This is a genomic window from Lentibacter sp. XHP0401 (assembly GCF_025751535.1).
Taxonomy (GTDB): Bacteria; Pseudomonadota; Alphaproteobacteria; order Rhodobacterales; family Rhodobacteraceae; genus Lentibacter.
Window position 1 is genome coordinate 70,641 of the sequence record NZ_JAOWLC010000008.1, and the last position, 25,494, is coordinate 96,134.

At 54.3% G+C, this 25,494-nt stretch carries 16 protein-coding genes, 4 pseudogenes and 1 riboswitch; of the genes and pseudogenes, 16 read left to right on the top strand and 4 right to left on the bottom strand.

What is annotated here, in order from left to right:
- The 3 genes from pglX to brxL are packed head-to-tail and all read left to right on the top strand — an operon-like array spanning position 1 to position 8,039.
- Positions 1 to 3,453 (top strand): BREX-1 system adenine-specific DNA-methyltransferase PglX, encoded by a 3,453-nt coding sequence (gene pglX, locus OE750_RS11450; RefSeq protein WP_263764346.1) that lies wholly within the window; start codon positions 1 to 3, stop codon positions 3,451 to 3,453.
- Positions 3,453 to 5,954 (top strand): BREX-1 system phosphatase PglZ type A, encoded by a 2,502-nt coding sequence (gene pglZ / locus OE750_RS11455; RefSeq protein WP_263764348.1) that lies wholly within the window; start codon positions 3,453 to 3,455, stop codon positions 5,952 to 5,954. The genes pglX and pglZ overlap by 1 nt, the downstream gene beginning before the upstream one ends.
- A gap of 9 nt (positions 5,955 to 5,963) precedes the next feature.
- Positions 5,964 to 8,039, top strand: a complete 2,076-nt coding sequence (brxL, locus tag OE750_RS11460) for a BREX system Lon protease-like protein BrxL (protein ID WP_263764350.1) — start codon at positions 5,964 to 5,966, stop codon at positions 8,037 to 8,039.
- A gap of 263 nt (positions 8,040 to 8,302) precedes the next feature.
- Here brxL and OE750_RS11465 read toward each other — a convergent pair whose 3' ends face one another.
- Positions 8,303 to 8,641, bottom strand: coding sequence for a hypothetical protein (locus OE750_RS11465; RefSeq protein WP_263764351.1), 339 nt, complete (start codon positions 8,639 to 8,641; stop codon positions 8,303 to 8,305).
- 301 nt (positions 8,642 to 8,942) lie between these two features.
- Positions 8,943 to 9,167 (bottom strand): annotated as a pseudogene (locus tag OE750_RS11470) (transposase); the annotation flags it as partial.
- Positions 9,168 to 9,525: 358 nt separating this feature from the next.
- On the opposite strand from OE750_RS11470, the gene OE750_RS11475 reads away from it, so the two are divergent.
- A complete protein-coding gene (locus OE750_RS11475; protein WP_263764352.1) occupies positions 9,526 to 10,551 on the top strand; it encodes a hypothetical protein in 1,026 nt (341 codons plus the stop codon).
- Positions 10,552 to 10,877: 326 nt separating this feature from the next.
- Here OE750_RS11475 and OE750_RS11480 read toward each other — a convergent pair whose 3' ends face one another.
- Positions 10,878 to 12,722 carry a TniQ family protein gene (locus OE750_RS11480; RefSeq protein WP_263764354.1) on the bottom strand — a complete coding sequence of 615 codons (1,845 nt, stop codon included), beginning with the start codon at positions 12,720 to 12,722 and terminating at the stop codon, positions 10,878 to 10,880.
- 707 nt (positions 12,723 to 13,429) lie between these two features.
- On the opposite strand from OE750_RS11480, the pseudogene OE750_RS18205 reads away from it, so the two are divergent.
- The 9 genes and pseudogenes from OE750_RS18205 to OE750_RS11520 form a co-directional block, all read left to right on the top strand.
- Positions 13,430 to 13,588, top strand: a pseudogene (locus OE750_RS18205) (transposase); the annotation flags it as partial.
- A 610-nt stretch (positions 13,589 to 14,198) separates the two neighbouring features.
- A riboswitch (SAM-I-IV-variant riboswitch) is annotated at positions 14,199 to 14,302 on the top strand.
- 42 nt (positions 14,303 to 14,344) lie between these two features.
- Positions 14,345 to 14,755 (top strand): DUF3293 domain-containing protein, encoded by a 411-nt coding sequence (locus OE750_RS11485; RefSeq protein ID WP_263764356.1) that lies wholly within the window; start codon positions 14,345 to 14,347, stop codon positions 14,753 to 14,755.
- An 85-nt stretch (positions 14,756 to 14,840) separates the two neighbouring features.
- The gene (gene metK / locus OE750_RS11490; protein ID WP_263764358.1) at positions 14,841 to 16,010 is read left to right on the top strand and encodes a methionine adenosyltransferase; all 1,170 of its coding nucleotides are present in this window, start codon (positions 14,841 to 14,843) and stop codon (positions 16,008 to 16,010) included.
- Between the two features lie 10 nt (positions 16,011 to 16,020).
- Entirely contained in the window at positions 16,021 to 16,320 is a 300-nt protein-coding gene (locus OE750_RS11495; protein ID WP_263764360.1) for a hypothetical protein, read from the top strand.
- Between the two features lie 27 nt (positions 16,321 to 16,347).
- A complete protein-coding gene (locus tag OE750_RS11500; RefSeq protein ID WP_263764361.1) occupies positions 16,348 to 16,695 on the top strand; it encodes a hypothetical protein in 348 nt (115 codons plus the stop codon).
- A gap of 102 nt (positions 16,696 to 16,797) precedes the next feature.
- A pseudogene (locus OE750_RS11505) lies at positions 16,798 to 17,090 on the top strand (integrase core domain-containing protein); the annotation flags it as partial.
- Between the two features lie 8 nt (positions 17,091 to 17,098).
- The gene (locus tag OE750_RS11510) at positions 17,099 to 17,482 is read left to right on the top strand and encodes a hypothetical protein (protein ID WP_263764362.1); all 384 of its coding nucleotides are present in this window, start codon (positions 17,099 to 17,101) and stop codon (positions 17,480 to 17,482) included.
- Between the two features lie 8 nt (positions 17,483 to 17,490).
- The gene (locus OE750_RS11515; RefSeq protein WP_263764363.1) at positions 17,491 to 18,768 is read left to right on the top strand and encodes an exonuclease domain-containing protein; all 1,278 of its coding nucleotides are present in this window, start codon (positions 17,491 to 17,493) and stop codon (positions 18,766 to 18,768) included.
- 805 nt (positions 18,769 to 19,573) lie between these two features.
- Positions 19,574 to 19,915: a hypothetical protein gene (locus OE750_RS11520; RefSeq protein WP_263764365.1), complete on the top strand. Its 342-nt coding sequence runs from the start codon at positions 19,574 to 19,576 to the stop codon at positions 19,913 to 19,915.
- Positions 19,916 to 20,173: 258 nt separating this feature from the next.
- Here OE750_RS11520 and OE750_RS11525 read toward each other — a convergent pair.
- Positions 20,174 to 20,875 (bottom strand): annotated as a pseudogene (locus tag OE750_RS11525) (transposase); the annotation flags it as partial.
- A 571-nt stretch (positions 20,876 to 21,446) separates the two neighbouring features.
- Between OE750_RS11525 and OE750_RS11530 the strand changes: the two are divergent.
- Genes OE750_RS11530 through OE750_RS11540 form a run of 3 tightly spaced genes read left to right on the top strand, consistent with a single transcriptional unit; the run spans position 21,447 to position 25,290 of the window.
- Positions 21,447 to 22,184 carry a hypothetical protein gene (locus OE750_RS11530; protein ID WP_263764366.1) on the top strand — a complete coding sequence of 246 codons (738 nt, stop codon included), beginning with the start codon at positions 21,447 to 21,449 and terminating at the stop codon, positions 22,182 to 22,184.
- A gap of 23 nt (positions 22,185 to 22,207) precedes the next feature.
- Positions 22,208 to 24,331, top strand: coding sequence for a transposase family protein (locus OE750_RS11535; protein ID WP_263764367.1), 2,124 nt, complete (start codon positions 22,208 to 22,210; stop codon positions 24,329 to 24,331).
- On the top strand, positions 24,328 to 25,290 hold the full coding sequence (locus OE750_RS11540) for an ATP-binding protein (protein ID WP_263764369.1): 963 nt from the start codon (positions 24,328 to 24,330) through the stop codon (positions 25,288 to 25,290). The genes OE750_RS11535 and OE750_RS11540 overlap by 4 nt, the downstream gene beginning before the upstream one ends.
- The last annotated feature ends 204 nt before the right edge of the window (positions 25,291 to 25,494 follow it).

Consider the following 25,494-nt stretch of genomic DNA (forward strand, 5'->3'; position numbering starts at 1 on the left):
ATGGATACCAACGTGCTCAAGAAATTCGCCCAAGGGGCGCGCAACCTGCTGATTGATCAGGTCACGGCCAAGCTGGATTTGGTGCTGGATGATGCCGCCCCGGCGCGGCGCGAACACCCGCAGGCCATCAAGGATCTGGAAAGCGCCATCGCCCGGAACGGCCAGCAACAGGTCATCGAGCAGGTCGCCTACACCTGGTTCAACCGCTTCACCGCCCTGCGCTTCATGGATGCCAACAACTACACACAGGTGCGCGTCGTATCGCCTCCCGAGGGCGGCACCCGGCCCGAGATCCTGACCGAGGCGATGAACGGCAACCTCCCCGAAGGAGCTCCCGCAACCATACCTGCCCTCCTCGACGGGCGCACGCCCTCCAACGATCCGCAGGCCGAGGCCTACCGCCTCCTGCTTGTCCATACCTGCAACCAGTGGCACGGCCCCATGCCTTTCCTCTTCGAGGAGATCGACGACTACACCGAACTGCTGATGCCCGAGGATTTGCTGTCCCAGGCCTCCATCCTCGCCGAACTCCGCAACGTCATGACCGAGGTCGCCTGTCAGGATGTCGAGATCATCGGCTGGCTCTACCAGTTCTACATCTCGGAGAAGAAGGATCAGGTTTTCGCGGGCCTCAAGAAGAACCAGAAAATCACGGCCGAGAACATCCCCGCCGCGACGCAGCTGTTCACCCCGCACTGGATCGTCCGCTATCTGGTGGAGAACTCTCTGGGGCGGCTGTGGCTGCTGAACCGGCCTCAAAGCCGCTTGGCCGAGCGGATGGATTATTACATCGCGCCCGAAGAGCCCGAGACGGACTTCCTGAAGATCACCCGCCCCGAAGAGATCCGCATCTGCGATCCCGCTGCAGGCTCGGGGCACATGCTGACCTATGCCTTTGACCTGCTCTACGCCATCTACGAGGAAGAGGGCTATGACGCGACCGAGATCCCCGCGCTGATCCTGACGCACAACCTGACCGGGGTAGAGATCGACGACCGCGCGGGCGCGCTGGCCGCCTTTGCGCTGGCGATGAAGGCGGCGGCGCGGCTGGGGCGGCGGCGGTTCCTGCGGATCGAGGCAAAGCCCGACATCTGCGTCTTGCAGAACGTGGCCTTTACAGACGCCGAGATGCAGGACGTGGCCGCCGTGGTGGGCAAAGATCTGTTCACCGATGAGCTGCGCGAGACGCTGGGGCAGTTCGAGCAGGCCAAGAACTTCGGCTCGCTGATCGTGCCGAAACTGCGCGATCCGGCAGAGACGCTGCGGGTGGTCGAGGCGCGGGATTTCGGCGGCGACCTGCTGTTGAAGGATGTACAGGCGCGCGTCGTAGCTGTCCTGCGCATGGCAGAGGCGCTGTCGCCGAAGTATCACGTTGTCGTTGCCAACCCGCCTTATGCGGGCGCGAGTGGTCTGAACGAGCAGATTCAGGTCTTCGCGGAAAGGTTCTATCCAGCCAGCCAGACGGATCTGTTTGGCATGTTCATCGACCGGTCTTTGTCGCTTGCCGTGCGCCACGGGTTGACAGCAATGGTCACCATCCAAAATTGGATGTTTCTCGGATCATTCGAGAAACTTCGACTTTCCACTATTGAGCGTTCAAGTATCGTCAACCTGCTCCAAATTGGCTTTAACAGCTTCCCGGAGCTGAACTCGAAGGTGGTTCAGGCAGCAGCGTTTGTGCTTGAAAAAGCCGCACACGGCAAAGTCGGCGTTTACATAAATGCAAATAACGCTCCTCAATCCGCGAATAAGGACGACGTCTTTCTAAGCAGAAAGTCGAGCGACGAAAAATACGCTGTCTCATCAGACAAATTTGCCAAGATTCCAGGTTCACCGATTGCATACTGGCTTTCTGAGGCCGCGATCCAAGCATTTGATTCCGGTGAATCTCTTGGAGACCATTTCTCAATTTCTGAAGGTTTGAAGACCGGCGAAAATGAGAAATTCATTCGACTTTGGCATGAACCCGCAGCATCAAGAACAAGGCACTTTAGCAAAGCTGCGAAATGGGTGCCTCATTCAAAAGGGGGCGAGTTTCGGCGATGGTATGGAAACTATAATTGGGTCGTAGAGTGGGGAAAAAATGGGAGCGCCCTCCGTGCATCAGGGAAGGCCGGTTTCCAAGGTTTACCAAACTACGGCAAGAAGGGCGCAACTTGGTCCAAGATTACCACCAGCCCCTACTGTGTGCGTCTGCAGCCCGAGGGCTTAATCTTTGACTCGGCGTGCCCAGGTTTGTTTGAAACGGGCCAAGTAAAACTTGAACCAGCAATGGGATTCTTGAACTCGAAAGCTTGCCGAACAATCATTTCAGCGCTCAATCCCACTCTGAACTACCAAGTCGGTAACGTCTCATGCTTGCCAATCGTTTCAAGCCCTCGAGGTGATGATGCCGGCATTACCACGGCGTCGGCGCTGATTTCGTTGTCCAAATCCGACTGGGACGCCTACGAAACTTCCTGGGATTTCACCACGCTCCCGCTGCTCTCGCCCGATCACCAGGCCGACACGCTGGAGGCCACCTATGCCCGCCTGCGCACCCACTGGCAGTCCATGACGGACGAGATGAAGCGGCTGGAGGAAGAGAACAACCGCATCTTCATCGACGCCTATGGTCTGCAAGATGAGCTGACCCCCGAGGTGCCGATCGAGGAGATCACCCTCACCTGCAACCCCGCCTATCGCTATGGCGTGAAGGGCAGCGAGGAAGACCGCGAGGTCCGCCTGCGAACTGAGACCATGGCCGAGTTCCTCAGCTATGCCGTGGGCTGCATGTTCGGGCGCTACAGCCTCGACGCGCCGGGCCTGATCCTCGCCAATCAGGGCGAGCGGCTGGAGGATTATCTGGCCCGCATCCCCGAGCCGACGTTCATGCCCGACGCCGACAACGTCATTCCCGTGCTCGACGGGGACTGGTTCGCCGATGACATCACCGAACGCTTCCGCCTGTTCCTGCGCGTGAGTTTCGGCGAGGCGCATTTCCGCGAGAACCTGCGGTATATCGAGGACGCCCTCGGCAAGGACATTCGCAAGTATTTCACCAAGGATTTCTACGCTGACCACGTGAAGCGGTATAAGAAGCGTCCGATCTACTGGATGGTCTCCTCCCCCAAGGGGACGTTCAACGCGCTGATCTACATGCACCGCTATCGCGGCGACACGGTGTCGGTGCTGCTCAACGACTACCTGCGCGAGTTCATCACCAAGCTGGAGGGCGAACGTGCGCGGCTGGAAAAGCTGTCCGATGATCCGACGGCGACGCAGGGCCAGAAGACCAAGGCGTTGAAGGATGTGGCGGCGGTGGCCAAACAGATCGACGAGCTGAACGAATGGGAACGCGACGTGATCTTCCCGCTGGCACAGCAAAAGATCGAGATTGATCTGGATGACGGGGTGAAGGCGAATTATCCGAAGTTCGGCACGGCCCTGAAGAATGTTGTGGGGTTGAGCTGATGTCTGACCGTATTCAGACTGGGCTGGAACGGCTGTTCGAAGAGCATCGGATCGTGTTCTGGTATGACGCCGCGCGCGAGATGCGCGAGGCTTACGTCGCGGCGGACCTGCCCGGTGTCGAAAAGATCGAGATCGCCAACAACGAGTTTGGGTTGAAATACCGGATGCTGCGGCAGGAGCCGAAGCAGAAGTTCCTGCTGTTCAAGGACGGGCCGGAACCGGAGATGAAGGACAATTGGCTGCTGGATCTGCAACTGGCGACAGCCGTGTTCAAGGCCGACCAGACCGCGATCTGGCTGGCCGAACTGGGCCTGCCGGGCAAGTATGAGCCTGCCGTGCGCGACCACATGGAATTCTTCCGGTCGGCCAGGCGGCTGGAACGCCTGAAGGAGATGGAGGCAGAGCAGCCCTCGGATTCCGTTTCTGCCGTCCAACGCAAGATGCTGGCCGTCTGCGCCGATGCGGATGGCGCCATGGATACGGTGATCGAGGCGCTGCTGGGCGGGTTGGCAGAGGAGCGCGATGATGCGCTGCGCCTGATGGAGCGCGCGGGTCTGACCGAATTCTTCTGGAAACAGGTGGCGAATGCCTACGGATATGTCTCGAACGAGCCCGACTTCGAGGATTTCGCCATCACCCTGTTCCAATCCTGCTACTGCCGCGCCCTGGGCGAAGACGGCAAGCTGAACAGCGAGGCTCTGCTGGTCTTCCGCCGCTGGAAGAACAACCGCCTTGGGGCCGAGGCTTTTGAGACCCTTAGCCGTAAATACCAGGTTATCCTACGCATCCCCGAGGATCTGCGCGACCGCGACATCAAAGCCCTGCGCACCATCGACCATTTCGAAGAGATCGACCGCCAAATCATTCGGTTGCTGGTGGCCGAGATGTCGAGCCAGACGGTCACCTCCGCAGAGGTGCTGAAGACCGTGCGCGAACGGCGCCAAAGCCACTGGTATCCCATCTACCGCGATGTCTATGAGGCCATCGGCTACGCCACTGAATTCCAGCAGGCCCTGGCCGAAGCAACACTGGGGATGACATCACCCGCTGAGGGCGTGAAACGCTATGTCTCAAGCGGGTTCAAAATCGATCAGCACTATCGCAAGTTTATCTACCACATGCAGAAAAGCGGCCAGGCTTCGCTGTTGGGGTCACTTTTTGAGAGCGTCGAGAACCGCTACACGACGAATTTCTTGCTGGCCGTGAACGATGCCTGGCAGGACCAGATGGAACACCTGTCCGACTGGGCGGTGCCGGGCTATCCGAAACAAACGGATTTTTACCGCGATCAGTCAGCCGAGTTCCGGCGCCGTGATCAGAAGGTTGTCGTAATCATCTCGGACGCGCTGCGTTATGAGGTGGCCGAGGAATGCCAGCGCGAGATCCGCAAGCTGCCCCGCTATGATGCGGAGCTGAAGCCGATGATTGCGGCTTTGCCCAGCTACACACAGCTTGGCATGGCGGCTCTGCTGCCGAACGAGGCGTTGACCCTGTCCGGCGATGCCACTGTGTTGTCATTTGGTGAACCCACACAGGGCACGGCGAACCGGCAGAAAATCCTCGGCAAAGGCCGCGCCGGAGATCAAGCGAAGGCCATGAAGGCCGAAGATTTCATGAACATGAAAGCCGATGAGGGCAAAGCGCTCTTTCGCGATCATGACATCCTGTATCTCTACCACAACCGGATCGACATCGTCGGTGACAAGCTGGCAACCGAGGATCGTGTCACCGAGGCTGCGGAAGATGCCATCGAGGACCTGACAAAGCTTGTCCGCAAGCTGACCACCGCGAACTTCTCGAACATCCTGATTACTGCGGATCACGGGTTCCTTTATCAGCACCGCGCCTTGGACGAGACCGACTTTTCCGTCGCCGACCCCACAGGCTCGGAAATCCTGTTCAAGAACCGCCGCTTTGTCATTGGTCGCGGGCTGAATGAGACGGCAGGCATGAAGAAGTTCTCATCGGCTGAGCTTGGCCTGGCCGGTGATCTCGACGTGCTGATCCCCAACTCGATTAATAGGATGCGCGTGAAAGGTGCAGGCAGCCGCTTTGTTCATGGTGGCGCGACCCTGCAAGAGGTCGTCATCCCGGTGTTGCGAGTGGGTAAACGCCGCGAGGCGGATGTCGGCAAGGTGGATGTTCAGATCATCGCACCCAGCCGCAGCCTCATTTCCTCAGGCCAGACGGCTGTTGCCTTGTATCAGGCACAACCGGTGTCAGAGAAGCAACAACAGCGCAATCTTATGGCCGGGATCTACGCTCAGGACGGCACACTGATTTCCGATGAACATCAGCTGACCTTTGACTTCACCTCACAAAATCCGCGCGAGAGGGAATTACCCATCACCTTCCTTCTCTCGCGCGCAGCCGACAGCTTCAACAATCAGGATGTTTTTCTGAAGTTGCGAGAGCGGGTCGGCAAGACCAGCCACTTCGACGATTACACGAGCCACCGTTTCCAGCTGCGCCGTGGCATCTCGACAGATTTCGATTTCTAAGGAGCGGACATGAGCGCACTCGACGACAAAATAAACGAACATTTCGCCGGCTACGTGGTCCGAAAGGATCTGGTGAAGGCGGTCAAAGGCAATGCCATCGTCCCGACTTACGTTCTGGAATATCTTCTGGGGCAGTATTGCGCGACCGACGACGAGGCCTCGATCGAAAGCGGCATCGAGACGGTGAAGGAAATTCTGCGCAAGCACTACGTTCACCGCAATGAGGCTGGACTGATCCAATCCACAATCAAGGAAAAGGGACATTACAAGGTCATCGACCAGGTCAGCGTTGCTTTGAACGAGAAAACCGACAGCTATGAGGCGACTTTCGAGAACCTCGGCATCAAGAAGGTGGCCGTCGACAGCGGCACTGTGAAAGCCCACCCCAAGCTTTTGGTCACGGGGGTCTGGTGCATTTCCGATGTTCAATACGAGTTTGCCGAAGATGCGCGCACCTCGCCATGGAGGCTGGAAACCATCAAGCCGATCCAGATCGCCAAGGTTGACTACGAGGGCTACAAGGAAGCCCGAGCGCAGTTCACCAAGGACGAATGGATCGACCTGCTCATGCAGTCCATCGGCTTCAACCCCGAGGCGTTCGGGCAGCGCAGCAAGCTTTTGCAATTGATGCGCCTGATCCCCTTCGTTGAGCGCAATTACAACATCATCGAACTGGGCCCGAAAGGCACCGGGAAATCCCACATCTATTCGGAACTCTCCCCGCACGGACAACTCATCTCCGGTGGTGAGGTCACCGTGCCGAAGCTGTTTGTAAACAACTCGACGGGCCGCATTGGCCTTGTCGGATATTGGGACGTGGTGGCTTTCGACGAATTTGCCGGGCGCGAGAAGACCGCGAACAAGGCGCTGGTCGACATCATGAAGAACTACATGGCCAACAAGACCTTCTCGCGCGGGGTCAATCCCATGGGGGCCGAGGCCAGCTTTGCCTTTGTCGGCAATACCGATCACAACGTGCCCTACATGCTGAAGAACAGCGATCTGTTCGAAGCCCTGCCACCCCAGTTCCACGATTCTGCCTTCATCGATCGCCTGCACGCCTACCTGCCGGGCTGGGAGATCGATGTAATCCGGGGCGAGATGTTCACCAGCGGATACGGTTTCATCGTTGACTACCTCGCCGAGATCCTGCGCCACCTTCGACAGGAGGATTTCTCCAACCGCCCGGATCAGCATTTCAGCGTCAGCCAGAAGATCTCGACCCGCGACCGCGATGCCATCTACAAGACCATGTCGGGGCTACTGAAGGTCATTTTCCCGGCCGGCGATGAAAGTGCCGAAGATGTCGAGGAACTCTTCCAGTTGGCCATTGAAAGCCGGAAGAGGGTCAAGGATCAACTGCTTCGTATTGACACGACATATCCGGATGTCGATTTTTATTATTCTGCGCCCGATGGCGAAAAGCGGCACATCCAAACAGTCGAAGAGCAGGAGTTTCCACAATTTTATCATCTCAAACCAGCTCAGGATCCCAAGCAGCAAGCTGATGGTGAGCAAAACAGTGACGCGGTTATGGTAATAGATGAGGATGAGCGCTCTCTGACGTCACCTTCGCCGCAAGCTCCTCAGGAGCCAAAGCTCGAAGAGGGGCATCACGTCTATGCTGAGAACCGCAAAGGCATCAGCTATGACACGTTGTTCGGCTCATACATTGATGGCGCAACGCGTATTATCGTGACCGATCCATACATCCGTTACTTTTATCAGATAAAAAACATGATGGAGTTCGCCGAAATGGTCATCCGGCGCAAAGCCCCAGAGGATCAAGTGTCTATCCATCTCGTGACTGGTCCTGACGATGGGGAGATTCAAAAACAGGGCGATCTACTGGACAGTATTACGAATGCCTGCATCGGATCGGGGGTAGATTTCACTTGGGCTTTTGACACCAACGGAACGGGTCACGCGCGAGATATTGTGACCGACAACGGCTGGAAAATCGTGCTGGATCGTGGCTTGGATATTTTTCAAGCTCCAATGCGTCGAGAGGGCTTCAACCTTGGCGACCGCCTTCAAGAACATCGCATGCTGAAAGGGTTTTATGTGACATATGTGCGGCAGTAGAAGCCGCACTGGAACCAGAACCAGTCCTCCACGCCTATGCGGATCGCGTAACTCCATCGTCGTGGTCTGGGAGCAAACAGCGTCCCGCGCAGCCGAGAAGGTTGAACTCGGCCTGCGCCACGCGCTGGCGGGGAGCCATGTGGTGTTCTTCTGGGAGGACGCGCTGGCCAGTGACGGTAGTGCAGGTGCTGCATCAGCGGATGGATGTGGGGTGGTGAGGGGCAGGAGAAATTAGATTCTTTTACCCTTAGAAACCGAGTTTCCTATTTTTGCGTCCATCCCACGACAAAGTCGTTTTCTAACGTGACGGTCATGTCGAATCTGTTTTTTCCGGTTTTACCATATTTGAATACTTCTCGTGTCTTCGATTTCATAACCCGTTCGTCCTTGGCGGCGGGGCGTCCCCTAGAGTCAAGCAGCATTCCCTTTGTCATTCCTTGCCAAATTGACCTCGACAATATCTTTTTAGCTACACCTCCATCTCCATATTTCTTGGTAAGAGATTTAAGTCTCAAGTAACGTGGAAGGGCCAAAAGCAGCGCAAAAACGAAAAATAAAATGAACACTAAGGCCCAACCGACATCTTTAACTTCATTCTCCATTCGATAGTCCCTACTGAATCACTAATTTGATTGATCTACAAAACCATTATATACGATTGTCGCAAGTATAATCCAAAATCCCAGAGAGTATACAACAGTCATAATTGGACTTCTGGCATGTCTGGAGTTTTGTCGCGCAATGGATTTTCCGTGACCAGGAAACATGTAGCGAACCCAAAGGATGGCCCGACCCGGAAATAGCAACAGTTCAAGTGCCGCACTATGTCGATCTGTATTGTCCAATCTTTTCATCGGTGCCCCTATAATCCGAGATCGCCTAACATGAAGATGCTACTTTGATTCAAAGATCAAGCGTAACGCTTAACCTGAAGGCTTGGATTTCGTCGGCCATGGCTTCGGCGGTAGTTCTCCATCCGGGTGTTTTTCTCGGACGATTGTTCCTCAATACAGCGACGTCGTTGAGCCACGTTTGACTGGCACCGCTGAGGTCACTGCCCTTTGGCATGTACTCACGCAGCAGGCCGTTGGTGTTCTCGTTACTGCCGCGTTGCCAGGGCGCGTGTGGATGGCGCACGAAAAACATAAAGACTGAATTGATTCCAAAAACCACCGTTTTTGACCGGCTAGGTTTCTCGAAAGCTGACCTTGGCGCAGCCGCAGCGAAATGGAGCTTTGTCCCGCGTTGCAGTCATCCAGAGTTTAGAAACGATGCTGATGCGTTGAATGTCCACTATGCGGGCTGCGACCGCAGCATTGGAACCGAGAGTTGAACGGCAGCAATGGGCCGATTTTGAACGTTAGGTAACGACGTTACTGTCTGGCGTGCAGTTAAGGTTGGCCAATGTCGGCATCTTTCGCCAATAGGATTATTTACTGGGCTAGGAAATAGGTATTACTGGCATATAGGCAACGAGGGCAGAATTATGAAAGTCTACATCGCAAATTTCGGGCGTCAGAACTATGAATGGCCGATTTGTCGGGAGCGCGGAACAGTCGCGACCATGAACGCAGTCGACGCCCAGAAATATTGGGAGGCGAATGACCGAGACGGCTATATTTCCACCCGAATGGCAAATGACACCACTGCGGCAGGAAAGAAGCCAACCAAGGCGACAGCTTCTCGCTGGTTCAATTTGATGACTACTGTCGCTGAAACTGTGGGCGATGTTTGGGTTCACAAGGATGGAGACGAGCTTTGGTGGACCACTTCGCGCAGCGAGGCGCCATCTTTTGAATTGAAGAAGGAACCCATCGAGCGTGGGCGAGAGGTGGTGATCTGCCATAAGCCCTGTGAGCAATGGTCGAACAGGTCTAAGACAGGTGTTCCGCTCAGGTGGAATGAGCTTCACCCCAAGGCCAAGGATTTTTTGTCCACAGAGGCCACGCTACAATCGCTTAGTCCTTCAAACCGAGATTATACATTGGCTCTGATCGAGGGGGAAGACCTGAGCCAATGGCACGACACTCAATTTTGGGCGAAACGAAGTGACACCGCCAAGAACGGGTATGCTCCGATTAAACACGGGACCCAGACCGACAAAATTGCGTACCAGCGAGCTTCGGAACTCTTCGATGCAGCTGATGCTGCCGAACGAATGGCCCGCACCGCGATTAGCACCACAAATTCTGCGAATGGTCAGACGGTAGAGCGTATTGTCAAAAGAAAGGATCTCGGGTTTGCCTCCGCGTCAGCTCTTCAAGACTACATCACGGAGCTTATGGGGGCTCAGGAGTTTTGCTGCGAACTGACCGGTCTCCCACTTGAACTGGATGAAGTGAATGGCGACTCAGCGATGTATGCTTCTTTGGACCGAATCGACAGCGACAGTCACTATGAACCCGGTAATCTTCAAGTTGTTTGCCGCTTCGCAAACTTCTGGAAAAGCAATTCTAATGACATTGAGTTCCGACGACTTATTGGAATCCTTCGATCAAATTCGATTAGCTAATCGATACCAAAGAAAACAAATGATTTTGAAAGCCTTCTTCGCGGGCAGGTTGCGTTAGAAACCGTCTGAAAAAGTAGAGGGTTCTACTATGTATGCATCAAGCTGGCTTTGACTTCACAGTGCTGGCTTGCTTGCATCAGACTTGCACTACTGCGGCGAATTGCGGTTACGACACTCAGCATTACTGCGTCTGCTCGCCAACTAATGTGCAAATAGTATGTTGTGGGAGAGGGCGTTCGATAAGCCGATATCAGCATGTTGCCTCAAAGCTCAACAGCAAAGTGAAGCGCTTCCAGTGGTCAGAGCAGCGACGACATTGCTCTCTGTTAAGTTGATCCAAAATCGAGAACGCGAGCTACCTTGGCTCGGAGGAATATCCGGCCATAGTTTCGATCGCCATGTTCGAATGGCAAGACCCCATTCCGGTCCAGCTCCGCACGGAGGCTCTGCCAACTCCTTTGATAAGCGTTTGCCATTGTGCGGGGTGTGAAAAATTTCTCGTGAAACGCATCTGCATCAGCAGTCGTGATGTAAAGTTGCTTGGCTTTCGTCCGCGGATTGATCGCTCGCGTCGCCGTAGTGTGTCCATCGACAATGAGGCGACGCAGGCCTTCGGGCTGACCGACACCCACAGATTTTGCGAAGGTCTCAATACTGTGCCCCGGGGGAGCGTCGCTTGCAAGTAATCGGGCAACTTCGTCATGATCGACATACACGGCCGCGTATCCGATTTTACCCTCGAGGTTGCCGATACGGCGCAACCGCCCCTCCATGATCGCTTGGATAATTGTGCCCGGTGTGATCTTGAGGCGCCACGCAGACTTTGAAATATGTTCCCAACTGTGCTGGGACTGGCGGAGCTGCACGGCTCCCCTTAACAATTTAGTCAGAAGCTCTACCCCGGCCCGGGGATCCCAAACGGATTTGGTTCTAGACGCTTCGAGCGCCGGCTTGATAATTCCGTCGGCGACCAGAAGGTCGAACTGTGACCGGGTAGCACCAATAAGATCTTGGAAATCCGTGGCCGAAACCAAGATAGTCAGATCGCGCAAAATAGGTGCAGCTGCTTTAGCGTCAAAAACAGCCCAGCAATCCGGTAGTGCGCAATCCCTTTTTAGTAAACCCGATGCGATCAACTGCTTTCTCAGGCGGCGGGTATCAACGCCGGTTTCATGGGACGCCGTGGTTACCGAGTGCAGACGCCGTTCATGAACGGGTTCTCCGAGTAACTCATCTCCCGGCCCCAAGGGCCAGGTCTCGGCCATGTGGTCACGGAGAACGCGCCGGAATGACGCGAAATCTGGGTTATCGACGTAATCATGAGACAGGCGGTCATATAAAGCTGGGTAGATCGTCTTCGGGCCTTCCTGCGGGGATTCTACCAGTTCTTGAAGGCGCATGAGCGCACGGCGCACGGCCTCGTCGCCGTGTTGTGCGACTTCGAACCCTTGAGCATACACACCGTGTCGAGAGTCTTCAGCGATGTGAGTGAGCCTGAGCCCTTCAAGTCTCAATAGTGAGGTTCCGAGAAGCCGGCAGAAAACCGATGCGGCATGTAGCGGTTGGCCTGAAAGCCAATCCGTTCCGGGGCCGTTTAAGAGACGCTCGTCCAGCCAGTCCTCAAACGCCGTCAGATCTTCTTCACAAGGTTGGTCAAGTGCGCCATTTAAAACCGCGGTAGAAATCGCAGCCAGATGCTGCGCGTTGTCATATCGTGCGGTTGGGTGGGGATCCCGATATAATAAAACTAAAGGATGACCATGGCGCACGCATGTTGCGACATGGGGGACACTCCAGTGTCCTCGTATGGCCATAGCTTGTTCCGGCGGAAGGTCGACGCTCTGGGAATCCTCCTGCAAGCATATCGGGCATCCTCGGATTTCAGGGTTCCGTAGCGTTTTTCCGTGGAACACGTGCCCACGGAAGTTGAGACGCCGCTCACCTATTGCAACAGGCGACCATGCGGCCAGTTTTTCGGGGTCAACACCACCAAGTTCCGCAATTGCGCAGATGGCGACCGGGTTTCCATCGACGATGGATCGGAGTGAAACACCAAAATCCGAGCAGAACGCTGATGCAGACAATCCGTTGCGAGCCGCCAAACGCGACGTGAACGACGTTGCAGTCTCTCGCCACAAGAGCGAAACAGTCAAAGGAAGCGGATTTGGCATCGTGTATCGGTTCCGAGGTTCTAATCTTTTGTCGCAGCTGAGTGTCCGGAGCCCTGTCGGTAGATAATTCGCTCACCAACGCGGGCGCGACCACTTTTCTGAAACTGCTTCCCTAATTTCCAACGCGCGTCAAATGTTCAATCCTTGTCGGTCAATACTATCCTCAACTGGATTGAATGACTAAGAGAAATGTTTCTAGATTAGCCGGAACGCGTCAGGCCAGTGAATTGCTCTCTGGTGGCGTTTCACCAAAACCGTTTGAGAAAAGAGCCTACTGCTGTTCGGTATAAGACTCGGAGTTTTGCGAGGTGAAATCAGCTCAAATGCTGAAAATAATGTCAGCGCATCCAATCCGCGGCACCGTAATCAGCCTCCGTTCCGCCTTTTGGAAGGTGCTGGGCATCACGATTTCAAAGCGGGAGGTCTATTGCCGCGGCTTGCCGTTATTGTCCGATGGTGTATTCCCGCCGGCAGGCACTCTAAAGTCAGTGGTCGATGAGGCGGATAGAGAAGGTATTGTCATCCAGTATCGATCGCTCCTTCACGTGGCCGGGACTCGGGCAAAGAATGTTTTGCTGTTTTCCTGGTCCGGGGCCCTGACATATCACTTTCGGTGAAAGCACCAAAAAATGACCAGAATCCCGAAATGGATCCAGAGAAAAGAGGCGAATAAGTTAGAATACATTCGCTGGATGGAGATGTTCCTCATGTTGCCCGAGGGTGGCGTGAGAGCAGCATTTCCGAATACTCACAGCTGCAGAGTGCGTTTTACCGCCGTGCGTTGGCCAGACGGCATTGAGTGTGTGAGGTGCGGCGGGCGCGATGTCGCGTTTCTTGAGAAATGGACCCTCTACCAATGCCGTAAATGCCGAAAGCAGTTTTCAATAACCGCCGGAAGTGTCGCGCACCGATCCCGGCTTGATCTGCGGATGTGGTTCATCGCCGCTGAGGAGATCATATCGGCGCACGCCAACAGAAACGAAGATGTCCGGTTGCACGGACATTCCATGGCAAAACGATATGGGATTTCTTACCCAGCCGCCCATCGGCTGAAAACAGCTTTGATAAAGGACCTGTCTCAGCAGCCTGCCGGTGGATTGATGGGGGCAAGCGTATGCGTGCAGGAGCGTCCTTTATCTCGGGATCCGAATCGGTCGCCTCAGGAATAGTTTACGAAGTTTTCGCAAACGGTGTTTTGATTACGGCCGTGACAGGCTGTCTGATTATTTAACGTTACAGGTTGTCCACAACTATCGCACCTGCGGTAGTTCCTCCTTTGCGGGCATCATGGGTAACAGGCGAGGTGCGCTGCTCTGAAGGGCGACGCAGGTCGTATGTTCACCAAGGGTATGCAATGAACACGACCGAGTGTTTAAAGTCGACAAGGGGGAGGTTCGTTCGGAGTGGTTGATATTTAATCCGCCGCACGGAATGGGCGAAGGGGCTTGACACTTGCGACCACCATCATCATTTTGTTCAGAGCATCATGAGTGGGGCTGACGCCTCCGCCAACCTGCCGTGACCCGGCAAGGTGGTTCCTGAAAGGGGATGCGGCCATGGTGGCAACCAAGGGGTCGTAGCGTTCTGTCAGCTCCCCTCGTATTTACGACGGAGGGAATTTTTTGGACGAAGCCATTATTCAGGCTTACCGAGCAACCGATTATCAGGTCCATGCCGCAAAGCCATTTACCCTCCGTATTGGTGAGTTTTGTGCAGCATGCGATGCACTGATGGACGCCTACAAAGTTGCAACCGCAGCCTATCTCACCGCGTGGAATCCATTTAGTCAACCGCTGACTGATCTCGAGAATGCACGTGCTCAAGAAGTTCTTGGTGCAAAACTCGCAGCAGAGAGTATCGTGGTTTTGTCTGGGGAAGGTGTGGGCCGTATTGGCCACTGGCCACCTGAACCGAGCCTTTTCGCTCTGGGCATCAGCCGTGACAAAGCCGTCAGTCTTGCACAGAAATACCAGCAGAACGCGTTCGTGTGGATCGAGCGTGGAAAAGTAGCAGAGCTGGTGCTCTGCGCATAATCACAAATACTAACCAGCGGCATTTGATAATCAGCTTGTGCGCCGCGGCATCCTGCCAAAAGCACTAAAGAGAGGCATTACTCCAATGCAAAACAAGACCGGCCTGTTTACATCCGAAAGCGTCTCGCATGGCCATCCGGACAAGATATGCGATCAGATCAGCGACGCAATCCTAGATGCCTGCCTTTCCGAAGATCCAAGCTCCCGGGTAGCTGTTGAAGTGGCAATCAAGAGTAATTTTCTCTGCATTCTGGGCGAAATTTCCACTCACGCAATCATCAATCCTACTGCAATTGCACGCCAGGTTTTGCGCGATATTGGTCATACCAGCGGCCTCTGGGGCGTCGATGTTGATCAGATTAAGATCGTTGAAGAACTATCCAAACAATCTTGTGAAATCGGCGCACGCGTGGATGACCTCGATACAGGGGCGGGGGACCAAGGTCTTATGTTTGGTTATGCCTGCAACGAAACTCCTACCTTGATGCCACTTCCCGTAACGCTGGCGCATGCCATTATGGAGAGACACTGGCAGCTTCGGCAGATGCAGACGTGGGCACATCTCCTCGGTCCCGACGCTAAGGCACAGGTGACAGTCCGCTATGCAAACGGTCAGCCTGAAGGCGTTGCCGCCGTCGTGCTTTCAAGTCAGCATTCCCTTGATGTCAAGCTTGAAGACCTACGCGTGCTCCTGATGGAGGAGGTCGTCAAACCTGTGCTTGGACCGTATTTCCAGCAGGAAGTGATCTTACACATCAACCCTGCGGGGACATTCATATCGGGCGGGCCTGTCGCCGATGCGGGACTGACAGGGCGCAAGATTATCGTTGACACCTATGGTGGCATGGCGCGTCACGGTGGTGGTGCGTTCTCTGGCAAAGATGCCACGAAGGTTGATCGTTCTGCCGCTTATGCTGCGCGCCAGATGGCGCGCGATGTCGTCGCACGTGGTTGGGCCGAAGCTTGTGAAGTTCGCGCTGCCTATGCCATCGGACAAGCACATCCTGTGGCAGTGGATTTCGAAACCTTCGGCACCGGGTGCGGCGCTTCACCGTTAGATCGTTATCGTGAATTGGAAATTGACGTAAGTGATGCACTGCGTCCTGCCTCTATCATCGAGAGGCTGCAATTGCGCACCCCGATATTTCGACAAACCGCAGCCTTGGGGCATTTTGGTCGGCGAGGGTTTCCTTGGGAGGCTGCGCTGACGCTGAACCCCGCATTAAATACCATGACTGAAACTGCTATTTCTTAAGGTGACGAACATGCCCTTAACCGACGCACCACTTTATTCCATTTATGCTGGTAACAACGCATTCAAACCCTTCACTGAAGTCGAAGAAAAACAGATATTAGTAATCGTAGGAGAACTGTTTTCTTCGTTCACATTACTTCCTGCGCTAGGAGTTATCGAAGGAAAAGAACTTCCCAGGTTGCTTATTCAAATAGCGAGCCATGATCGGGAGGCCGTCGTCACGACTTGCCGAAAACTGGCTGATGCCCTCAATCAACGTTGGATCGGCATGTGCGAGGGTGGCCTCTATACATCTGTGCCGATGAACTGAACAGACGTGCTATCAGGAGGTTTCACTATGAATGATCAAGCAAAGGCATTGATTGAATTTGTCATCTCGGAAGATCGAGTCCACCCGAAGCGCTGGCATCAATTTTACAAGATCATATCAAAGCAATATCCCGACGCGCCTAGACCCCTAGTACTAGGGGGGGCAACCGCATCAGATATGGCGAAGCGGGTTGTTCTTTTGACGCAGATTCACAAGATTCGGTCCGATCGGGACCTTCTGCGCCGCGCAGACAAATTTCTGCGCGGAGAGCCCTTATCTGCCTGGTATCGAGCGCATGACCCGCTGTCGAACAAGGGGAGCTATGGCGACGAAGATGTGCCACCCTTAATGTATCTGTTGTTTTTGCCAAAATGAATGACTGCTTTGGCGATGTCGATGGCCACCAAAACTGGTGCATCTTGTGCGATAACAATCTCGGTCATAGCCTCTCAATCAGCGTCATTCCGAAGGTGTTACGGTCCGGAGTTCATTGCTCAGGCCGTCCGCGATTGGATCGCAGCGGTCGGTGCCAAAACGGCCTACATCGAGTTGGGATCACCTTGGGAGAACGGATCTGCGAAAGCTTCAATGCACGCTTCAGGGACGAGCAGCTGAACGGAGAGATCTTCTATAGCTTACGGAAAGCGCAAATCCTGATTGAACAATGGAGGAAACACTACAACACAAAACGACCACATAGTGCCCTAGGCTATCGCCCTCCGGCCCCGGAAACCATCGTCCCGATGGAACCCAGGCTAATTATGCACTAACATTCAAAGTGGACCACTCGGGTTGGGCTGAGCGCAATGGACAGTGCATCACAGCGACCAGCGCTGCAGAATGGCTTAAGGGACGGAAGGACTACTTTTCATCCATCTGGCAGCAGCCTGATGAAGAACTCCCTGCACCGCTAGCGCTTGATTTTGAGGGTGATGTCACCTTTGTTCCTGTCGCATCTGACGGCAGCTACTTCAATCCTGATCTCGTTCGGAACGGCAAGTTTACGATCGGGGCTAAGGGCGAGGAAGTTCAGTATGACAGTTTCGATGCCGCGTTGCTGGCACTTAACAAGATGGAGACACCGCGTTGGCGGCGTCCTAATGAAGCCGGAAACTGGGGGATCGTCTCCCAGCGCGACTGGAAGCGTATCGATAAGAAGTGAGAACAGAGATGATTATCCCTACCGCCGCCGAGATCCTGCAGATGTTGCAGCAGGCAAAGCCCCGCCCGACTTCCGACGCACCGCGTGACGCCCGTGGCATTTATGGCTTGTTCGATCATACCGGCGCCTTTCGCTATATTGGTTCGACTTCTTCAGAGGCCGAAACCTTCTACAAGCGGATCCATCAGCGCCATCGGACGGGATCGGAAACGCACAGTCATTATTTTGCGCGTATGTACAACACAGGCAGGATGTGGGTGGATCGCAAAGACCCCAATACGGTTCAGGAAATGAAGATCGTAAGGCGCCTTAGGCAGGCCTTCATCGGGCGCTATTGTGGAGCTGTTTGGGTTCCGTTGCCGGATCACGCCCCGATTGCACAGCTCGAGGCTGAGGTTATTGCCTTGGCGCCGGCCGAAATGATCGGTTGGAACAGGCGCGGTATGGACGCATATGACGAGCCGGTCGAACTTGTCGACGCGTTGATCGAGAGCTTGTCGCTCAGTCCCTTTGAGCGCGCTGCAATCGGACGGCAGGAGAGCCGCTTTCGGGGTGTCATTTCGGTTCCGAGCGTTAACAGGACTCTTAGCGCCACGTCCGGTTCCCTACCGGTTCTGCCTGAAGGGCCGTTTCGGTTCTTTGCTTTGGATGTCGAGACCGCAAACTATGACCGCTCCAGCATCTGTCAGTTGGGTCTGGCATGTGTCCGCGAAGACAACAGCATCGAGACTTGGGTCACACTTGTTGACCCGAAGACTGATCGTTGGGTTTTCAGTGATCTCCACGGTATCACTCGCGATATGGTCGAAGGAGCTCCAACTATCGGTGCTGTTATCACTTTTCTGGAAGATGCGCTGACACAGCGCACTATCTATCAACACTCCGGCTTTGATCGTAGCGCCATCCGTGCTGCTTGTAACGAGCTGGATCGCGTTGAGCCGGATTGGCACTGGCAGGACAGCGTGAGTGTCGCACGAACCGCGTGGCCCGAGCTCAAGGGCAACGGTGGTCACGGTCTGGCGTCCCTGAAAACGCATCTTGGGCTGCGGTTTGAACACCATGATGCAGGTGAGGATGCCCGCGCCGCAGCACAGGTAGTATTGTTTGCAGAACAGGGAATTCAAGGTTTGGTCGATAGTTTCGATGTGCTCGACGACGAAGATGACAGGCCATTCCTGGCGAATGCTCCATCAGGGTCTAGCGAAGAAATACTGCCTGAATTGCAGGCGCGCGCGTGGCGAACCTTTGGGACGGAGCACGCTGACACAGGGAAATTTGAACAATAACCATTTCTACCTGAAGAGTTTCCTGTCTTCCTTCCCAGATGATGTTATTGGCGGCGGCAACAGGGCAACTGCGGCCCCGCGCAATGTTACCATCTCTTATGGCGGAGCAACGCCGGTCATGACGGACATTGATGGCTCGAAGAAGATCTTCCGTGATCGGTCCTGGGTGCGTTCGTTCTTCGAGTGTAATACCGCTCGCGCAGGGGACGCAGTAGAGGTTTTTGAGTGCGCCCCGTATTGCTATGAGGTCAAGTTAATCCGAGCCTGACTTGCAACCCAGCCCTCCTAAATACACCCAAACGCCGCCCTTTTTGGGCGGTGTATTCACGTCGGCTCTACGCTTTTACATGATCTCGAAATCAGGAGTATTGGCACTCAAGGATCATCCAGTCTCTGTTAGATACTAGCTTCCAGAAAGGTCCGCCTCCTGCGCAGAACGGAAATCTCTTCAAGGAGCAGCGACGGCAGGTCTCCGCCCGAACTGTCAAAGCGTTGCGAACGGCCTAGAGCGGACCTTGGCTTGCGTTACAATGGCGTGATTGCCGCACGCAAACAGGTCATCTGTAGGTGATGTGAAGTTGGATGCCAGCGGTCCATATCCGCGTTACCGGTAACTTTATTTGCAGCTCTGTCGAATCGCAACTTGTCCACTGTCCACCATGACAATCTGAGGATTTCTTTATCGTTTCATTGCCTCCTGAGGAATTTCAATGGGGCCTTGCAATCTCGGCGTTTGGTCGCATAGAGAGTTGTTAAACACCGCGTTAAGTGTAAGAGATGAATAAAGATTAAAAGGGAGAATAAGATGCATAAATCGTTAGTTGCGGGGCTTTTGGGAGTAACTTTTCTAGCTGGGTGCGCCGGTGAACTACAAGAGGGGAAAAGAGTCTTTATTGTTCCCCTCGACTCTACACACTTGAGCCAATGCAAAATGTTAGGGCGAGTTGAAGTTAACGCAGATATATCTGGTAAGTGGGATAGAAAAGATCAAATTACTGAGATTAAAAATAGATTAAGAGATTCAGCTGCACAAAAATATCCGAATGCGGATACCGTTAGCCACCCAGAAATCAATTATAAATTTGGGGGAAATCCCGACCCCAATATTGTAGGTATCGTTTTCAATTGCTTTAATAATAGTGTCTGACGTCAGCTCCCATTTGACAGATTTGAGCATTTGAATAAGGGAGGATTTTTGGTTCGTGCGAAACCTTTTCGGGCGGCTCCATACAGACTTGGAACTTTGAGTTAATAAGCTGCTGACTTGGCTACGTCAGCTTTCTCTGCATGTGAGAGGTTCGGCTGCAGCTGCAGCGAACTTCCGCTTCCTGCCGATTCTGTGGAAAAACACCGTGTTGCTGGCGCAGAAATTCCCGTCTTGAGCAGGACACGAGCGCCTTTCTTTTCAGGCTTTGCGCGATTGCTGCGGTGCAGGAAAGATCTTGGCTAGTTTGCGGAGGTTTTGGGCGGTTGCGGCGAGGAGGAATTCGTCATTTGCGCCGCATGGACAGCGTAATCGCAATCGTCCCAGCCTGAGGATGCGTTTGAGATGCGCGAAGAGCATTTCGACTTTCTTTCGCAGCCGCATCGAGATGACGTACTGTTTGGTTTTGGCTATGTCACGGGCGACCTGTCGGGCATCTTCATGTTCTTCACGGGTGATCTTTCGCGCATCGGCTTTCGGGCAGCACTTCATCTTCGATGGGCAGGCTTGGCAGGTGTGTTTCAGAGCCTGGTATTTGGCAACGCCCTTGCCTGTGGGTTTCCGGTTCGGATCTGAGTAGTTGCGCCGGAACTGCTTGAGCGGTTCACCTTCGGGGCAGATGTATTGGTTATTCTCTGGATCCCATTCAAAGTCGGTGCGGGACCATGTGCCGTCTGTTCGACCTGCCTTATCAAGCACAGGAATGTGGGGTTTGATGTCGCGACCCACGAGCCATCCCAGCATTGGGCCTGATCCATAGGCGCTGTCTGCGATCAATCGCTCCGGATCAATACCATGCTGCACCTTGATCCGATCCAGCATCGTGCGCACTGACCCAACTTCAGCCTGTCGGATCGACCGCGTGCCTTCAACGTCCACGATGACACTGTGGTCGGTGTCGATACGTGCAGGAGCGTCCTTCATCTCGGGATCCGAATCGGTCGCCTCAGGAATAGTTTACGAAGTTTTCGCAAACGGTGTTTTGATTACGGCCGTGACAGGCTGTCTGATTATTTAACGTTACAGGCTGTCCACAACTATCGCACCTGCGGTAGTTCCTCCAACCCCCAGTCTAGGCTATGCTTTGTGTGCAACCTTGAGATGGGAGGAAGGTCATGTAAGTCGGTTCGCTGAGCTCTTTTGATTGCTGTTAGAAAGCAGAGATCAGAGATTTTTTCGCATACTTTTCAATAGCTTGACTCCGCCCCTTCAATCTCGTTATTTCCGCTAGGCCGTCTGCCACGGAGAGGCGCGGTCACCTCAAAGAAAAAATATCGCTGATGAAAGGCTTAACGAAACCGGAAGAACGGAAAAAAAGGGCACGCCAGAGGCGCGCCCGTTAGTTGAGGGCCTGATCGCCCGAATACACCCGCCACGATAGAGACCGCCAAAGGTCCCGGCAAGCGCGATCACCAGGCTTAGAATAAAAAACCTAATAATCCGGAAAGGGGAGCTTTCTGGAAAGGAGAAAGTCATGTCCATCTTCCTGGAGGAAGAACTCGCACGCAGACCGACCGAGAAGCAGCCTGCGCTCACGGTTCCGCCTATTCACGGGGTCCGGCCTTATTCCGGCTTTCGGAATCCCCTGACTCGCAGCGAAGTTGCCCGGCGGGTTTCGACAACTTTCAGGACGAGGGCCACGAAAGGGAGCCCTGAAGTATATCATTTCGAAAGCCTGGCTGAATATGCGACCGCGCTCGATGTGCTTCTTGATCCCAAAGTTTATGGCATCGAGGTCCAGCTTGCACCGGTAATGTATCGCTGCCGTTATACAGAGGAATGGCTCCCACATCATTTTGACATGCGTATCACCTTCGAAGATGGCCTCCGTCGCGCCGTGTTCGTTCGGAACGCCACGAGTTTGGCCAAGCCTGAGACCAAGGCTGAAATTGAGGATATTTTCGCAGCAATTCCCTGTGACTTCGCCGATGAGGCAATAGTCGTGAATGGGGACCTATACACTCGAGCGTATCGGGATAACCTTTTCCGAGTTCATGAGGCATTTCAGATCAGCGACAACGACGCCGACAAGGCAATTGAAAGGGCGGCGTTTTCGACGAGCTTCTGGTCGCTCAAAGATTTGATCAGAAATTCAGGGCTTCCTTCGCCTCGTGGGTTTGACGCTGCCTTGCGCATGATCGGTCGCGGCGACCTCGCCGCCGACTGGTATTCGGTCATCTGGATACACTCACGGGTGCAATTGAAAGCATGAATTACGAGCCCCTCTATCACGTTATGACCGGATCGCAGCTCGTCCTTGACGGGCGCAGCTGGCTTGTCACTGGGCGTGAGGAGCACGGCTATGCGGTAGAGGGCGTTGATGATAGCGAATGCATGACCCTCAAGTTCGATCGAGTCGATCAGGCGATCAAGGACCGGGACTGCGAGGTCATCAAACCGAAGGATGCAGAGAAGCGCGATATGCTGCTTCGCTATACTGGCGGCATTGAACTGATGGAGCAGCTTTCTGAAGAGCAGCAGAACACCATCCGTTTCCGTTTGGCTATAGTCCTTGCGATCGACGCGCTTGAGGCAGAGGGGTACAAGATTACTCAACGAAATATCAGTAAGGGTGGTGAGTATCGCAGCCTCCTGTTGAGGCGCGCCGCAACGTTCCACAAAGAAGAAAACTATTCGGGACCTACGCGTGGTGGGCGGGTCAAGCTCGTTTTCACGGTGCCAGAGGGGCGCACGCTTAAGGAATATCAGGCCACGTTTCACGAATACGGTGAAAATCCTATCGTTCTAATGGACCGTGATCATATGAAAGGCAATCGGACAAGGCGGATGAGTGCCTGTCAGGAGGCTTATATCGAGCACGTCGTATCCCTGTGGCAGGATAAAAGAAAACCTAAGTTGGCACCAATTATGAGGCTTGTTGAAGCTGAATTTCATGTTCCTCCGCACGAACGGGCGAGTGGATTTAAGTTCCCATCGATCACAACCATCCGGGCCTGGATCAAAGCGCTGTCAGCTGTTGCCTTGGAGATTGGACGAAACGGAATCAGGCATGCGCGAAACCGGAAAAACGCAGGCTCGACAGACATTCGCGCGCTCTCTTATGGCGAAAACGTTCAGGTTGATCAGGTCTATCTTTCGATTTTCACGAATACCGATGGGACCGTTGAAGCCAAGCGTATCGACCCGAAGAAAGTATCTGAAGATCTGGAAAAGGATGAGATAAGACGTCTTTGGCTCCATGTTATGATTGACATCGCGACACGTCTTCCTCTTGCCTGGATTATCTCAAAAACTGCTGATGCTGACCACACAGAAGCCCTTCTGCGCATGGCGACCCGCGACAAGATACGGGAAAAGATTCGTTACGGCTGCAAGAAGGACCCTGCACCAGCGGTCCGGATCCGCAAATTCGAAGCGGATAACGGAACAGCGACGCGGGCGGCCGTGATCTATGGAAGACAGCTCGGAGCGGGGATGACAATTATTCCGGGGCGGACGTATCACGCGTCCGATAAGCCTCACGTAGAAACCCTATTTGGGACTATGCAGTGGCAGGTCCTGAACTTCCTGCCGGGTTACACTGGTAGCCGCCCCGGCGAACTGAAGGACTATGACCCCAAGGGCTCAACGGAAGTCACCCACGACGAAATTTATGGGACGCTCACCCGATACTTTGTCGACGAATATGCCCATACGGCGCATCGGGGAACCGGGATGTTTTCTGCAACGCCATGGGAAAAGTATCAAGAAGTTCGGGAGACCTACCGAACAATCGAGCCTCCGTCCCAGAAAGAACGCTGCCTCCACCTGGGGGTCAAGACCGAGGTCAGCACGACCCCCGAAGGGGTCAAGGTCTTCAATATTCCCTTCAACTCGACCGAGCTTCAGAAGTTTGCCGGTGGCTGCTCTCGGAAGGTGACGGTTCACCTCGATCCGGATGATCTTCGAACGGCATACGTGACCGCTGTCGGTCGTTCTGGGGAAATCGAGGTTAATCTGAGCATGACCGCTTTCAGCGACTTGACGTTAGAAGAAGCAATCAGCCTGATGGAGGAGGCATGCAGTCGCGACCCGAAGGCAGCAGAGCTCCACGACGCTCACTTGAGGGACGTGCGCAGAAGCCGGGCCCGGAGCTCTGGATACTTCCCGGATACGCGAGATCCATCCAACTACCAGACCATCGATCAACTGAGGCGCCGCGCAGACGGGCTGGCGCAGGTTTCGGTGCGTCCGTATAGCGAGACTGGACCTACTGCGCGGCCGGGCTACGTCACGGACCGCGAAGATGGTGCTCCGGTCTTCAAGGTTAGCGATACGACTGCCCCGCCAACATCAACTTCTCGTAAATCCCAGCCAGCCGGAATGTCCTTCAAGCCAATAAAGAAGAGCAAGCTATGAAATCCCTCTTTAATCCACAGATCGCCGAAACGGCTGCTCGGAATACCGCCCGGCATTTTCCCCTTCATCGCGGCGAGAAACTCCGGACCACGTTCAGTGAACTGTTTAGTCGTCATATCGGGAACCTGAATAGTGAGGTGTGGTTCGAGGGCGAACTGCTTTTGATCACTGGTCAAAGCGAGTCTGGGAAAACGCGGGAAACCAACGAGGTTCTAAACCTGCTCCACGCGGAGAAAGTCCCGCTGCCGAATGGCGACCCTGCGCGCATTGTTCAGTGCGATCTGAGCCGGGCAGGAGGATGGAAAGACCTCGGGAGGAGAACCCTGAATGCAATGGGGTATGAACTCTCCGACAATGCCCGCCTCACCCAGAATGAAATCTGGTCGCGGGTCACGTATCAGGCTAAGGCTCAGGGTATCATTGGTATCCACTTCGATGAAGTTCAGCATATTTTCGCCGGAAAGTCTGACAATGATCGGGAAATGGTTCTCGACAACTTCAAGACGCTCCTTAAATCAAGAGGATGGCCTTTGATGCTGATCATGTCCGGAGTTCCTGAACTCGCAGATCATGTCCGCTCTCTAGACCAGACCCAGAACAAGGTAACCCATGTCCATTTTGAGGGGATCGACCTGTCTGAGGACTTGGGTGTGATCCACGAGATCGTCGGCAGCTATGCTATGGAAAACGGTCTGGAGGTTGACGAAGATCTGATGACGGAAGATTTCTATAGGCGTCTCGCGATAGCGGCTGCCTTGAGATGGGGAACACTTATTAAGATGACAATCGCCTCGATCGGAAAGGCGCGCGATTCAGGCTCAACTAGCTTGACCCTGGAACACTATGTGAACTTCTGGGCTGAGAAAGCTAACGTCAACGTCCTCGCGACGCCCTTCACCCAGGACGGATACGAGACGTTGTTCAGGCCGGACAAACCTTTCCAGGTGTCCCTCCTGTAATTCTTCGACAACTAACTTCATAAGGAACCGCGCTTCGGCGCGGTTTTTTTGTGCCCAGTTAGGCTTTGGTCCATCGTCTGGGATCTAAACAATTTGCGTAAGTTTATGGTTTCGTGGGCACGCTTATGGTTTTCTACTTTTCGGACCGGCTGTAAGACGTTGATGTCTAGCTGTTTTATTTTGATTCGCTTCACCGTCCGGACA